Origin of the sequence: Corynebacterium stercoris, from assembly GCF_024160105.1 — a bacterium.
GTDB classification, from domain to species: Bacteria; Actinomycetota; Actinomycetes; order Mycobacteriales; family Mycobacteriaceae; genus Corynebacterium; species Corynebacterium stercoris.
Map to the genome: position 1 here is coordinate 1 of NZ_JAMFTQ010000010.1, position 15156 is coordinate 15156.

Below are 15156 nucleotides of genomic sequence, written 5' to 3' on the forward strand. Positions count from 1 at the left end.
CGTACCTGCTGCGGCTCTAGACCCTTGCCGTAAAGCTCGACGGCACGCTCACGAACCGCCAACGGGTAATTCATCTGGAACTCCTCACCGATGGCCGAGGGTTCACAGGAAAGCTTCAGTCCCCCGAGTTCCAATTTTGCGTAGAAATTCGACTGTGTTGAAGCATCTGACGCCGAAGTTGGAGGCTACGTCTGGGATCTTGACTTTCTTGACGCTCTCCGGGGCGGATACCTCGTTTGTGACTATCCCAGCATTGTGCCGGTAAGCCGAGGCGACGAGCCAAGAATCTGCGACCCCTAGGAATTCATCCACCGCAGCAGCCCTGTACCTTGGCTCGCGTACATCCGCGACCCACTCGGTTACCTCCGCGTAGCAACCGATCTCCAGCTGGTCCGGACGCAGAACTTGGCTCTCTTCCCGGTGCCGTGAGTACCAGTCATAGGTGGGATGCGACCACAGCTTGAGTTCGTCATCAACCTCTTGGTGAAAGAAGACAGAAGGTGTAAAAAGCCTCGTCTCGAGATCTACCCATAGTGAGGGGAAAACATCATCAGGGTAGAGAGTTGCTAGCTCTCCCAGAAAATTGGAATCAACGAGATATTTCACTTAGACGGCTTCCCGGTTGACTTCATTTGCCCGAACCATTTTTGTGTACGACTCGTATGTCTTAACCCCCAAGTAGCGAGCCGCTTCCGCTTCAGAAATCTTCCCGGTTTGCGCAGCCCGCGTCACAGTATCGAAAAATCTACCTCCCACTCGGGACCTCACTAGCACGTGAAATGAGGGCCCTCCCTCCGCTCTCCGAACTTGCTCCCCCCTTCCTAGCTGAAGGCTGGGCAAGATTTCGGTGGCCTCATCACGGTCCCTCAGATCTAGCTCAACCAATCGCCACAGCATCGCTTCCCTACTCATCCCGAACCGAGGCGCGAGAATCTCTACTATTTGCACCAGCGATTGCTCCGGGTCATGTTGGGATCTGACGGCGATCTCGGGCGCAATGAACTCGGAGGCAAAACGGTTGCAGCGCCTTTCCACCTTCAAGTGGTCAGAATGGTCAGAAAGACCGGGCGCACCAAAGACCACGTGCCCGAGCTCGTGCGCAAGGCTAAAAAGTTGAGCTGATTTGGAATCGGTCGCATTCACAAAGACAAGGCAGAAGCCGTCATCTTCAATTGTGAAACCTCGAAATTCGTTGGTATCCAGCTTTCTCTTATTCGAGTGCTCTACTACCGAATTCCGGGAGACTAGAATCCCCGAATTTTCCATAGCCCGAGTTAGCGTCAGCACACGATCTGGCCCCGGCAACGGGTTCTCGTGTTCAAACCCGAAACTCTCCCTCACAGTCGCTGCGACATCTGCGATATGGACGCCTTCTCGGGCGGAGTTAAAGAGTGCTGGGGGATCGATTCCTTCCTCAATTGCATACTCCGAGTACCAGGCAAGCCGCTGTTGGGATTTCAAGATGATTTCGCGCAAGTCTGGGCTGAACCGCTCGAGAATGGTGTTGTCGACGGTTCTAAAATCGGCTATCCCAACCTCTTCCCCTGAAGGTTCCAAGAGAAGAAGACGCCCGAAAGGGAGCCGCGCCCTATCAGCTAGCTCTCTAGCTTGACGCAATGTGGGTTGAGCTTCGCCGTCAATCCAGTCTTGGATTTTTGGAAACCTTTTGTTCAATTCTTCATCGGTCAAGCCCGTTCGTCCGATCGCCCACTCGAGCACAGAGGGAGCGACCGATACCCGAGGCGTAGTCACGGCCCCTCCTTCCTGTGTATCTCCATTACCCAAAGCGCGTAGCGTTCGTGGGAGAGTGAACTTAACGGCGAGACCTAGTCTAGATGGTGGTAGCCCCATAAGTCTCTGCTTGCGGTACTGACCCGATTTTCCCCCAGCCGGACTGGACATGCCGAGTTCTGAACACCCTGCACACGTGTCCCCCACCCCGTAACCCCCGCGCTCCCCGTACCGTTCTAATAACCAACAGACCCGAACCCCCGAGGAGCCACCATGCCCACATCCCGCGCCCGCCTCGCCGCAGCCAGTACCGCCGCCATCTGCGCCCTCGCCGGCGTTGCCGCCCCGGCGCAAGCTGCAACCGTCGGTCCCCGCGCCGCCGACAACACCTGCAGGCTCACGCTCACTGCGGGCGAGCAGGCGTACGCCGCCGAGCAGCCGTACGTCACCGGGCTGAACCCCCCGACGGGCTTCGTCGTCGACCAGGCATTTGCGATCGAAGGCGTCTTCCCCGCCGCCAAACCGATCGGCGAGGAGCTGGAGCAGGCACTCACCTCCGAGACGCCAGCCAGCGCGATCACACTCACCGAGAAGCAACACGCCACGCTCAAGGCCGCGGGCATGCCGGACGCGCTGATCCAGCAGTACGTCGACGCCAGGCTCGGCCGCAACAAGATCCCCGACGTTGCCCACCCCAAGGTCCGCCCCGCGACCGACCCCAACCGCATTGTCGCCGATGCGCGCGAGTCCCTGCGCCCCGCCCCCGTGCAGTTCCCGCTTGCCGACGCTTCCTTGAACAACCCCGTCCTCCACCAGCAGCTGACCAATGCTTGGCGGGAGACCCCGTCCGGCAAGCGCGCTGAGAAGTGGCACGACTACAACACCGCGCGATTCAACGCCCACATGGCCTGCGCCAAGGGCGAGACGGAGGTGAAGTTCCCGGCGCTCAACGTGGTCACCGAGCCACTGCCCACCAGCGATCTGTCCTCCAAACTGAGTTCCGACGGCGGTAACAACCGCGTGGACATCATCCTCGGCGCGGTGATCAGTCTGGTCGCGGCGCTCGCAGGCCTCGTGGCGCTGGCGCCGAAGCTGGGGATCAAGCTGCCGTTCTAGCCACTCCACCGAGAGCAGACGAAACCCGCGAGCCGATCACGGCCCGCGGGTTCATTCATCACAGCGCACGAAAGAGCGCCGCGCTGGAGGTTAGAACTTCGGCAGCATCTGCATGAACTGGTTCACCAGTGCCTGCATCTGGGCCTGGAAGAAAAAGCTCGCAGCGCCGAAGACTGCTGCCAGGCTGGCCAGCACACCAACGGTGATCAGGCCGGTCTTGGAGGAGCCATCCGAAGAACCATCCGAGGAACCTGCGGAGGAACCGTTCTTGAACTGCGGCTTGAGGTCAACCTTGGTCTTTGCAACGTCGATGCCAAGTGCGTTGGTCACGGCGAAGAAGATGTCGGTCTGGTCGATCTGGCCGGTGATGTTCGCGGCGCCCGGGCCGGAGGCGGCGATGCGCACCTGTGCACCGGTGTGTGCCTGGCCGCCGAGAGCGTCCTTGTCCTCGTTGGACTTCGCGTTGGCGAAGTTGATGGTCATGTCGGAGCCGTCGGCGGTGATCAGCTTGGTGGTGCGGCCAGCGGTCTGAACATCGTTGTAGGTGATCTGCGCGGTGTGAGCGTGGTCAGCGGTCGCGATGATCAGGGTCGGCTCGCCGGTCTTGGCAACCCAATCCTGGACAGCCTTCACAGCGTCGTCGAGCTGGCCGACCTCACCGATAACGCCACAAGCGTCAGCGTCGTGGTCTGCCTTGTCCGGGGATGCGGACTCGACCTGCAGCAGGAAGCCCTTGTCGTTCTGGAGCAGCTCGAGGGCCTTGGTGGTCATTGCGCCAAGGCGCGGGGTCTCTGCGGTGAACTCCGGGTTCGCCTCGCACTTGGTTGCTTCCTGCTTCGCGCCATCAACGGTCGGGATGGTCTGCTTGAAGGCACGCGGCATGTTACCCGGAGCGAAGAGGCCCAGCACCGGCTTGTCGCCGTTTGCCTCGGTCAGAGCGTCGAGCTCGGCGGCGTTGGTAACAACCTGGTAGCCGTTCGCCTTGGCGTTGTCCAGGACGGAGGTGTCCTTAGTCCAGGTGTTCTTGCCCCACTTGCCGCCCTGGGCAACCGTGGCATCGAAGTACTTCGCGCCGCCGCCGAGGGTGACGTCCGCGCGCAGGTCAACGATCTGCTCGGTGATGGAGCCGAGACCGCCGTTCTCGCGCAGCTGCTCGCCCTTGGCCGGCTTCGCCTCGCCGGACGGTGCGTAGTAGCCGCGGTTGGTAGCGTGCGCTGCGAAGGCTGCCGGGGTGGCGTCCTGGATCTCGGAGGTGGTGACATTACCGATCTTCAGGCCGTTTGCCTTGGCGATCTCGCCGAGGGTTGCCACCGGCTTGCCCTTCACGTCCACGCCGACAGCGCCGTTGTAGGTCTTGATGCCGGAGTTCCAGCCGGTGCCGGACGCGGCGGAGTCGGTGACGTAATCCGGCAGGCCGGTCTCCTTGTCCAGCGCGAAGGTGGTCTGGTAGCCGGTGTACTCCAGGTTGTCCAGGCCAGCCATGCGGCCGTGGGAGCCGTGGAGGTAGTTGCGGGCCATGGTGAGCTCGGAGTCGCCGGTGCCGTCGCCGATCATGACGACAACGTTCTTCGCCTTGCGGTTGTCAATCTGCTGGCCCTTCGCACCGAACTGGGCGCAGTCGCCAACCTTCGGAGCGCCGCCCTTGGCGACGAGGTAGCACAGCTGATCGCCCGGCTTCGCGCCACGACGGGTGGCCAGGTTCATGCCCTTGCCGTCGTTGACGGTCCATGCCTGCTGGCCGCCCTCGGTACCGCCGTTGAGGCCCAGTGCGTTGGCCATGACGTAGAACGCGTCGGTCTGGTCCAGCTGGCCGTTGACGTTCTCGGAGCCCGGGCCGTAGCCCGCGATGCGCACCTGGGTACCGGTGTGCTGCTGGGAGATGCTCGGGGAGGTCTGGGTGCCGAATGCCACGGACATGACTGCGTCCTCCTTGAGGGAACGCAGGCGGGTCACCGGGGCGACGTTCTCGCGCTTGTCCGGCACGATCTCAGCGGTGTGGGCGTGGTCGGCGGTGACCACCACGAGGGTGTTGCCGTCGGCCTTGGCAAAGTCCAGGGCCTCCTTGATGACCTCGTCGATCTGCTCGGTCTCGCCGATCAGGCCGCAGGCGTCGGCGTCGTGGTCAGCCTTGTCGATGGAGGCGGACTCAACCTGCAGGAAGAAGCCCTTCTCCGCGTTCTTGTCATCCAGCAGCTCGATGGCCTTCCTGGTCATCTCGGCAGCGGTCGGCTCGTTGCCGGTGTCCACAACCTTGCACTGCTCCGCTTCCTGGGTCTTAGCGTCGCCCGGGACAGTCTTCTCGAAGCGGCGGGTCATGTTGCCGTCGTGGAACAGGCCCAGCACCGGGGTGTCCTGGTCGGCCTTCTCAATCGCGTCCAGGCCAGCCTTGTTGTCGACAACCTGGAAGCCCTTGGCAACAGCGTTCTCGCGGACCGTCTTGCCGGCCTCCCACTCCTTGCCGCCGTCGTTCTTGTTCACCAGGAACGGGTTGCGGTTCTCGCCGCCGCCCTTGACCTCGGTGTTGAAGTACTTGCGGCCGCCACCCAGGGTGACGTCTGCGCGGGTGTCGATGATCTGCTCGGAGATGGAGCCCCGACCACCGTTCTCACGTGCCTCTTCCGGGCCGACAACCTTCTTCTCGCCGGACGGCGCGTAGAAACCGCGCTGGGAGATGTGGGAACCCATGGCACCCGGGGTCGCGTCCTGAATCTCGGAAGTGGTGACGTTACCGGTGCGCATGCCGGCGTTCTTCGCCATCTCGATGAGGTTCTCGTGCGGCTTGCCCTTGATGTCAACGCCCAGGGCACCGTTGTAGGTCTTCACACCGCTGGCCCAGCCGGTTGCGGATGCTGCAGAGTCGGTCACGTACTGGCGCTTGCCGTCCTTGCCGATGGCGAAGGTGGTGTACGCACCCGCGGCAGTCAGCTCGTCCAGGCCCTCGAAGCGGCCGTTCGCACCCTTGAGGTAGTTGCGGGCTGCGGTGATCTCCTGGTGGCCCATGCCGTCGCCCAGGATGAAGATGACGTTGCGGGCCTTGGCGTCGGTGTTGCCCGGGCCGCCCTTGCCAAACTGGGTGCAGTCGCCCGGCTGGGGTGCGCGGACGTTGCCCTCGGAGTCGAAAGTTACACAGGTTTCCTTGTTGTTAAAGGTTGCGGTGTGTGCGGCCGCAACCGGCAGGTTGGCCAGCGCCAGCGCGGAGACGCTGACGATGGAAGCTGCTGCCTTAGTAGAGAAGCGCATGAAGCTGTCCTTTGAGCAGGAGGATGAGGCGTTGAGTGGTTTTTGAACCGACGCGAACGCTATCCCCAGGGTGTTGACAGCAACTTACGACGAGGTAAACAATAAGCAGCGAATCTAATTCCCCAGCTAGAAGTTATTAGATTCACTTGTCTTGTTAGAAATGTTTCCCATTAAGCCGGGAACGAGCTGTGAACGCCACCCTACTTAGGCTGGATCTCGCTCTCCACGACCCACTTGTGGCGCTTCATGGTCATATCCGGGGAATCGATATCCACCATATACACCGTCTCGTCGGTTGAGGACTCGATTGTGGCCTCCGCGCCCTGCATCCCGGACATGTGCTCGGCGAGGATGACGGCGGAGGAGCCGTCGTTAAGACGCTCGGTCCCGGCGCCTTCCAGCTCCTCCCGCACGACCCACTTGTGGTTGACCACCTTCTCGCCGCCGTCGGTGGGCGTGTACGTGACGGCGTAGGTGTAGGTGTTGTACGCGCCGCTGATGGTCGCGGGCGCACCGTCCATGCCCGGCATGTGATCCGCGGTGAGGATCACCTCGGCGCCCACCGGGAACTTCGGGTTGGCTGCCTCCTCGATGCCGGCCGGTGCCGGGCCGCCGTCCTCCGGGTGATCGTGGCCGCCGTGGGCCTCGTGTGCCTGGTGGTCCTGCTCCTCGGCAGTGGTCGGCGCGGCGGTGTCGGCACTCTCGGAGGAGCAAGCGGACAGGGAGAGCACGGATACGGCCGCAGCGGCGGCCAGGGCAACTGTACGAATGTGGGTCATACCTCCGTTGTACCACTGCCGCTCGCGCCCGAACTCCGGGGCTTGCACGCTTAACGACGAAAGGCCGCCACCCTCCCTGCTAGGAGAAAGTGGCGACCTTGTCGCTCACACCGTTAGGTCCCGAGCGGGACCTGCAGGCCGGGAACTACTGCTGCTGGTTGCGCAGGTTGCTCCACTTGTCGGTGCCGACGGCGGTCCAGGCCTGACCAGCGTCGTTGGAGCACCAGTCGTACAGCACCGCACCCGCGGCCGTGACCGCGAGGATGGCACCGGCGGCCTTACCGGCCATCTCCAGCTGCGGCTGGTACTGGGCGGCCAGGCGAGCTGCCTGCGCGTTGATGTCGTTGACCTGGTTTGCGATGCGGGCGAAGTCCTGGTTCTCCCACAGGCGACGGTTCAACTCTTCACCCGCACGGCCCACACCGAACGGATCCTCCGGCGCGTACTGGCGAGCAATCTCGTTCGCACGCGCGTTCAGCTCACCGTTGATGCGGTTCAGCGCGTCCTGGTACGGCGCCACGGCCTGCTGGATGACAGGACCAGCGACCTCGTTGAGGCCGTAGCCGAGCAGACCCAGCGGGATCAGGTACAGCAGCGGGGACTTGACTGCGTTCTGGACACAGCGCTCGACCACGGTCGCTGCATCCGGAGTAGGCGTGATGGACGGCTTCTCAGCAGTTGTCAGCCCACCCGTCGTCGTTGGAGGCGTCGAAGCCGGCGTAGTCGTGATCGGCGTGCTGGTAACCGGCGTCGTTGTGTTCGGGGTCGTCGATGTCGGCGGAGTCGACGGCTTGCTCGGCGGAGTCGACGGCTTGCTCGGCGGAGTGGACGGCTTGCTCGGCGGAGTGGACGGCTTGCTCGGCGGAGTCGACGGCTTGCTCGGCGGAGTCGACGGCTTGCTCGGCGGAGTCGACGGCTTCTTAGTGCCGACGACGATGATCATCGGCTGACCTTCACTGATTACCTTTTGGTCGTCGCCTACGTGAGCAATTACCTTCGGTTGACCTTGCTGCTTGACCCGGTGGGTACCTGCCTCCATGTTCGGGTCCTCTTGCACGATGACCTCGAACGGTTTCTCCTCAGTCCACTCAGCAGCCTGCGGCTTGGACCCAACGCGCACAACGCGCTGGACCGGCTCCTTCACCGTCTCGACGGTGGCCTTGCCATTGACAACGGTCACCTTGACCTTACCGTTTTCACCAGCGACATCCTCGACCTCCTGGCCCGGATCGAGGGTCGGGTCGTAGACGATCTTCGTGGTGAACGGAAGCTCCACAACCTCAGAAACCTCAGGTGCCGGATCCGGGGCGCCCGGCTTCTTGGTGCCGATGCGGATGACCGCGTTCTTCGGAGCCTTGGTCTGCTGGGTGGTGGTGACCGGATCACCAGACGGCTTGCCGTCAACAAGCTTCTGCGTCGTGGTGACTACCTCTTCACCGAGCTCGCCCTGGGTAATGACCTGCTTGCCCTCTTCGAGGGTGTCGTCGTAGATGACGCTGGTCTTGAACTCGATCGGGCGGGTCACCTGGGTCGAGATCTCGTCGTCGTCGGCACGCGGGCCGTACTCGACGATGCGGTTGACCGGCTCGACGCGCTGGTTCGTGTTCTCAACCGTGGCAGATTCGCCGTTGGCCTTGAACTCTACGTAGTAGGTCGCCTCGCCGTCCTTGCCTTCTTGGACGACCTTGGTCTCGCCTGGCTTGAGCGCCGGGTTCTCGCGGAACTCGGTCGTGAACGGGATCGGCTCGGTCCAGGTCACCTGCTCACCGGCGGCTGGCTGCTTGGTGCCGACCTTGATCACCTGAGTGACCGGCTGCGTGGTGACGTTCTCTTCTCGCTTGGTGTCAGTGACCTGGCTGTTGACGATGGTCTGCTTGACCGTGACCGTCTTCTCGCCAGCCTTACCCGGCGTTTCCACCTTGTACTCGCCAGCAGCAAGAGTCGGATCGTACTCGATCTTCGTCTCGTACGGCACTGGCTCCTTGTGCTCGAACGTGTTCGAGCCCTCGGTCTTCGTACCGACGCGCACGACTGCGTTTACCGGCTCCTTCGTGCGCTGCGTGGTGATCGTCGGCTCGCCAACGGGCTTGCCGTCCTTGATCTCCTGGGTAGAGGTGATCTTCTCCTCGCCGTTCTCACCCTGCTGGTCAATCTTCTGCTCACCAGCAGGGAGAGTGTCATCGTAGATGAACTCGGTCTTGAACTCGATCGGTCGCGTGGTCTCAGTCTTCAAAGTCTGATCACCAATCGTCGGACCGTACTCAATGATCAGGTCCTTCGGAGCCTTGGTCTGCTCCTCCTTGGTGTCAACCTTGGAATCGGAGCCCACAGAAGAGAAGTCGGCGGTGAACTTCTTCTCGCCGTACTCACCTTCCTGGACGGTCTTCACCTCGCCGGGCTTCAGATCCGGGTTCGCGCGCACAACCGTCTTGAACGGGACATCCACCGTCCACGTCACCGTGTTGGTCGCTTCGGCGGGCTTCGTACCAACCGCGATGATCTTCTTTGTCGGCTCCTTCACCGTCTCCTCGGTGGTGGTGGCCTGACCGTTGGGCTGGCTGTTCACAACCGGCTGCGTAACCGTCACCTTCTTGGTGCCCAGCTCGCCCTCCTGAATCACCTTCTGCTCGCCCGGGGCAAGGTTTGGGTCGTACACAACCTCAACCTCGAACGGAATTACGGCCTCAACCGAGTTGACGGTCTGGCCCGTGGTCTTCGTGCCCACACGCACGACAGCGTCGACCGGCTCCTTGGTGCGCTGCGTGGTGATCGTCGGCTCGCCAACCGGCTTGCCGTCCTTGATCTCCTGCGTCGAGGTGATCGTGTCCACACCGTTCTCGCCCTGCTTATCGACGACCTGCTCACCCACCGGCAAGTTCGGGTCCGCCACGAACGTGGTGTTGAACGGCACCGGGTTCGTCGTCGTCGAGGTCAGCGTCTGATCCGGAATCGTCGGACCATACTCAATGATCCGATCGGTCGGCTCGGTGCGGCCCTTCGACTCGGTCACCGTGGCTTGGCCATTGGTGCCCTCAAAGGTCGCGGTGTACTTCGCCTCGCCGTTGACACCCTCCTGGACGGTCTTGACCTCACCCGGCTTCAAATCCGGGTTCGGACGCACAACCGTGGAGAACGGAATCGGCTCAGTCCACTCCACCTTGTCGGTAGCGGTGGCCTGCTTCGTGCCGACCTTGATCACCTCAGTCACCGGCTGCGTGGTGACATTCTCCTCACGCTTGGTATCAGTGACCTGGCTGTTGACGATGGTCTGCGTGACCGTGACGGTCTTCTCGCCAGCCTCACCCGGCGTCACGACCTCGTAGGTGCCAGCCGGCACATTCGGGTCGTACTCAACCTTGGTCGGGTACGGCACCGGCTCGGTGTACTCGTACGAGTTCGCGCCCTCGGTCTTGGTGCCCACGCGGATGACCGCGTCCTGCTTCGGCTTTGTGGTTTCAGTGGCAACGACCGGGTCGCCGGACGGCTTACCGTCGACAAGCTTCTGGGTGCTTGTGACCGTTTCCTCGCCGACCTCGCCCTGCTTATCGACGACCTGCGTACCCGCCGCGAGGGTGTTGTCGTAGACGATGGTGGTCTCGAACGGAATCTTGCGGGTCGTCTCGGTGACCAGTTCTTGGTCGTCGAGGCGCGGACCGTACTCGATGATCTCCTCGACCGGCTGCTTGGTGTCCTCGGACTCCACGACGGAAGCCTGAGCGCCGGTAGCAGTGAACTTCGCGGTGTAGGTGCGCTCGCCGTTCACACCCTGCTGCACAACCTTGGTCTCGCCCGGAGCGAGTGCCGGGTTCGAGCGGGTGGTGGTGCTGTACGGGATCGGCGCGGTCCAAGTCACGTCCTTGGACGCTTCAGCCGGCTTAGTACCGACGTGCACGACCTCGTTAGTCGGCGCAGTGGTTTGCTCCCACGTGCCGTCGGGCTGCTGCTTCTCCACACCTGCCACACCCTTGGTGACAGTCTTGTACTCGCCGGCAGGAATCGTGTCGTCATAGACGTATTCCACTCCGAACGGAACCGGGCGTGTCGGAACGTCGACAACGTTCACGACGGCCGTAGCGGTGTCCGTCGAGCCATCTTCATAAGTCACCGTGACGGGAATCTCGACCTTGCTGCCCGGCACGGCATCCGCCGGTGCGGTTGCAGTGACCTTGCCGTCGTTGTCGATGCTGACAGTCCAACCCTGGGGAACAGCACCCAACTCGTACTTTGCGACGTTGACGTTGGCCGGCTTCTGCAGGGTGACTGGCAGCGTTGCCGTCTCACCCGGGTAGACCGTCTCCGCCGGGTAGCTCGGTTCCGCCTCCCAGCTGTTGGTCAGCTGCACCACGGTGGTCACAGGGACCTTCGGGGTGGCGCCGCTCGGGGTCACCACATCGACGGTGATGGTCTTTTTGTCGCCCGGCTTGGAGCCTGCCGGTGGCGTGGAAGTAACGACACCGGTGTCCGGATCGATGGTGTATTTCCAACCATCCTCGGTCACCAGTTCGCCGTCTTCATTGGGCTCTAAGTTGAGGGAGAACTTCGAGCCCTCCGGAGCACCCTGCACCTGGTGGTTCACAGCCTTATTCGGGCCGGTGGATTCAACGGAGTAGACCGGGGCGATATCGCCCCTGAGCACAACGACGGTGCCCTTGACCTTCTGCGGCTTTTTGGCGTTGTTGTAGTAAGCGAGAACCGGCACGTCCAGGACGTAGCCTTCGGGCGCAGTCTTCGGAATCGTGGTGGTGATAACACCGGTAGTCTCGTCGATGTTGAGGGTCCACGTGCCGCTGGCATCGGTATGGGTGAGCGTGGTCGTGCCGTCTTCGAAGGTGTAGCGCTTCGGAGCCTCGTCCGTCGTGTTACCGCTGAGACCGCGCGCCGGGACCTCAGGTTTCAACGTGACGTCGGAGTTCGGCTTATTGGTCACTGTGTCATAAGTCGGGATCTTGATGTCCACGATCGCCTGGAACTGGGTCTCGATCTCGTCCGTGGTCTGGTCCGGGTAGGTCGCCTTCACCTTCGGAGTGATGATAGTGCCCGGTGCGACAGTGTCGTCCGCCTTCGCGGTGACCTTGCCCGTATCGTCGACGGTGACAGTCCAGCCATCCGGAACGGTGGACGGGTCGACCTCGAACTTAGCCGGGTGAACCGGCTTGTGGCCCTTCATGATGGACTTCGTGCCCACCTGGGCGGTGAGTTCGCCACCAATGGTGCCCGTGGTCAGACCCGGACGCACCAGGTCGGTGACCTGGGTGTTGTTCGGATCAACGACCACAAACAGCTCAAGCCTATCGGTCGAGCCGTTCGAGTACTCAACGGTGATCACCGGACGGGCGAATGTGCCCGGCTTCGGGTTTTCCGGAGCGGTGACGGTGACGTTGTAGTTATCGTCAAACTCAACGGTCCAGCCCTCGTAGACGTACTTCTCGTCCAGGGTGACCTCGGCCTCGAAGCCGCCCGCGTCCCTCTTCTTCACAAGCTCCGCGATTTTGTCCGGGACCTGGGTGAAGGTGACCTTCTGCAGCTCGGTGGCAAGAGGACCCGTCGCGCTATCCACGCCGGAGATGATCACAGCGTCGGTCTTGTCGTACTTCGGGTCGTGGTACTCCGTGTCGTCGAGAGAGAACGACGTCGAGTCGATGACGTTCGCCTTGTTGTAGCGCGTCAGTGAATTCGAGCTGTCGAAGGTCTTGCCGACGCCTTCGTTGTTATTCTCGGCTGCACTCTGGAGCTGGGCAACGGTACGCGGCTTCGCCAGAACGGAGAAGTTCACGTTCTTGTCGGTCGCCAGGTCGGTACCACGGTATTCAGGCCAGGTGAAGAAGATGTCGCCGTTCGCTTCGTCGATACGCAGCAGCTGCTCACCGCCGGAGGCTTCTGGGTCTGTGGTGCCGATGAACTTACCGTTGCCGTCGTAAGCTTCCACGACCATGCGGGACATGGAATCGTCCTTGCCGCCGTTCTGCACAGCAGGAATTTTGATCGTACCGACCTTCGTTTCCTCGCCAGGAACGATCACATGCTTCTCGGATACCTCGGCAGTCTCCCACGACACCGTGATCGGGTTACATTCGATGTTCTCGCTCGGCCACGGGTTTACAGTAGCGCCAAAAAAAGCGTCGGAGCCCTTGGTGGCGTACGGGCCATTAGGATTCTGCACCTTGTAGTTGCTTTGCCAGGCGTAACGCAGAGGGTCAGCGGCGGAGGCCGAAGCGAACTCATTGACTTTCTCGTCGGTCAGCTCTGCGTAGAGATTCAAGTTCCGTAAAACGCCTCTACCACTGGTAGTAATGTCGATGCTTTCGTCGGCCTTGTGAGTGACGCTCTTGCCATCGAAGGTCTGGCCGGCCTCCATGGGGGGCACCGTGCCGGTATTCAAGACTGTGCCAAGCCCCCCCGTATTGGTGAAGTACCAATCGGCGAATGTGCGGTCCTTCGAGTTATCAAAGGAGACGCTCAGGCCCCACAAGGTTTTATCGGGGCTAGACCCACTCGGCTCCAGGGTGTTCCATCTGAAACCTGCCTGGTTTCCGCTCGGCTCACCGCTTTTAACAACACACGAACCGGCCGGCAGGTCGGACGCCTGCTGGGCATCCGTCTCAACCGCGCCGGACTTCTCACGGACGCCACCACTCAGGGTGGCGGCCGCGGCGTGCGGTGTCAGCGGGCCCGGCCCCACGACGCTAAAGCCACCAAGCGCTAACGCAATCGCGGACGATGCCGCAATGCCGCGCGAGGTTGAATTACGGAAACGGCGAGATGATTCAGTCATTTTTGCTCCTCTTTGAAGTGCAGTTTCACCACGTCCCAACAGGGGGGTGACAGATCGATGACAGATAATATCACAGCTTACCGATCAGAGATACTGCTGTCTACCTGGACATTTGCCTATCAGTGCCCCGTGCCCCAACCAGGCCCACCACCGCAAGCAGGGCGGACAGCAGCACCGCCGAGATGATGCCGCGGTAGTCGCCGCCGTTACCCGCAGCGGACACCGCTGTCGTCGCCCAGTGCATCGGCGCTGCTTGCGACAACGTTACCCACACCTGGTCGACCTGCGCGGTGGTCGCGGTGCGCCACACCCAGCCGACAAGTCCGGTCTGCACCAGCGCGAGCACTCCGGCCGAACCAAGACCTACCCCGGCGCCGAATGCTCTATTGAACACGGAAGCCAGGCCCGCGTTTGCGAGCGTGCCCAGCAGCAGACCCGCAAACGCAACCCCGTATTCCTGCACACCAAACCCGGATCCGATCACCCCGGCCAAGATGGTGCCCGCAGCGGCCAAAACCACGGATCCGATGCCCAGGATCCACCAGCGTCCGCGGGATGCGAACCACGCCGCCGCCGAGAGCGCGGTGCCGCCCAGCACGGCCATCGCCGCGAGCAGCATCGCCGCCACCGGGGCCAGGGTCGGGCCGGCTGGTTCACCACCGTCAGCCCCTGGCGCGACCGCCGGCACCGGAATCGCCGCGCGAACGGCGCCAACCTTATCGGCGTTCATGCCCGCCATCTGGTTGATCCTTTCCACGCCGGCGACCAACTCGTCGATGCCGCCGGTGGCCTGCCCGGTCTGCGCCTGAAGTTCACGCAGGCCCGCAGCCAACTCTGCCGAGCCACTGGTGGCTGTATATATACCGTCGTGGAAACCGTATCCGGGCACAGCCAGCTGATTGGCCAGGTCGCGGGAGCCGTCGCGAAGCTGGTTCATCCTCGCCATCGCGTCTGGCGGCAGCTGCGCGGTCTGCGCCTGCTCGCGCAGCTCTTTCAGGGACTCGCGCGCCTGCACTGCCTCTGGATCTTTCGCGTCTTTGAGCTCCTCCAGGGAGCGGTCGATCGCGCTGACCACCTGGCCGCGCACCGCCTCAAACCCTGAAATCTGGCCCACAATCTCCCCGATGGAGTCCGCCAGCTGCGTCGCGCCCGCGCCCAACTGGCCAGTGCCGGCCTGGAGCTGGACCATGCCGTCGGCGAGTTCTTGGGATCCGGACTGGGCGGCCGCAATGGCGTCGATGAGCTGCTGGGCTTGCCCCTGCGCCTCGCCGATGCCCGCGGCGAGCTGGCCCGCGCCCTGCTTAAGCACCTGCGCCTGCAGGCCGGCCTCACCGGCGGCCCGGCGCGCGTCGCCAAGATTGTCCGGGCCGACCTGCGGGGCGCCCGAAACCTCCGAATCGCGCCCCGCATTCGTCCATGTGTCGGCCGGACTCATGGGCAAAAATACCCCGACTACCAGCGCCAAAAGCGCACACACCAACCGCCACGCGTTGCCCGATTTCATGGCACTGTTCTTAG

Annotated in this window: 7 protein-coding genes; 1 reads left to right on the forward strand and 6 read right to left on the reverse strand. The window is 62.5% G+C overall.

Annotation, left to right across the window (positions count from 1 at the left end; genetic code table 11):
• Positions 1-102: 102 nt before the first annotated feature.
• Both M5J20_RS08120 and M5J20_RS08125 read right to left on the reverse strand, forming a co-directional pair.
• The gene (locus tag M5J20_RS08120; RefSeq protein ID WP_253578351.1) at positions 103-606 is read right to left on the reverse strand and encodes a DUF4411 family protein; all 504 of its coding nucleotides are present in this window, start codon (positions 604-606) and stop codon (positions 103-105) included.
• Positions 607-1689 carry an ImmA/IrrE family metallo-endopeptidase gene (locus M5J20_RS08125; protein ID WP_253578353.1) on the reverse strand — a complete coding sequence of 361 codons (1083 nt, stop codon included), beginning with the start codon at positions 1687-1689 and terminating at the stop codon, positions 607-609.
• A 315-nt stretch (positions 1690-2004) separates the two neighbouring features.
• On the opposite strand from M5J20_RS08125, the gene M5J20_RS08130 reads away from it, so the two are divergent.
• A complete protein-coding gene (locus M5J20_RS08130; RefSeq protein ID WP_253578355.1) occupies positions 2005-2847 on the forward strand; it encodes a hypothetical protein in 843 nt (280 codons plus the stop codon).
• A 90-nt stretch (positions 2848-2937) separates the two neighbouring features.
• On the opposite strand, the gene M5J20_RS08135 is transcribed toward M5J20_RS08130, so the two are convergent.
• The 4 genes from M5J20_RS08135 to M5J20_RS08150 form a co-directional block, all read right to left on the reverse strand.
• Positions 2938-6087 carry an alkaline phosphatase gene (locus M5J20_RS08135; RefSeq protein ID WP_253578357.1) on the reverse strand — a complete coding sequence of 1050 codons (3150 nt, stop codon included), beginning with the start codon at positions 6085-6087 and terminating at the stop codon, positions 2938-2940.
• A 200-nt stretch (positions 6088-6287) separates the two neighbouring features.
• On the reverse strand, positions 6288-6866 hold the full coding sequence (locus tag M5J20_RS08140; protein WP_253578359.1) for a YdhK family protein: 579 nt from the start codon (positions 6864-6866) through the stop codon (positions 6288-6290).
• 145 nt (positions 6867-7011) lie between these two features.
• Positions 7012-13638: a G5 domain-containing protein gene (locus tag M5J20_RS08145; protein ID WP_253578361.1), complete on the reverse strand. Its 6627-nt coding sequence runs from the start codon at positions 13636-13638 to the stop codon at positions 7012-7014.
• Between the two features lie 100 nt (positions 13639-13738).
• Positions 13739-15142: an ABC-2 family transporter permease gene (locus tag M5J20_RS08150; protein WP_253578363.1), complete on the reverse strand. Its 1404-nt coding sequence runs from the start codon at positions 15140-15142 to the stop codon at positions 13739-13741.
• Between the last annotated feature and the right edge of the window lie 14 nt (positions 15143-15156).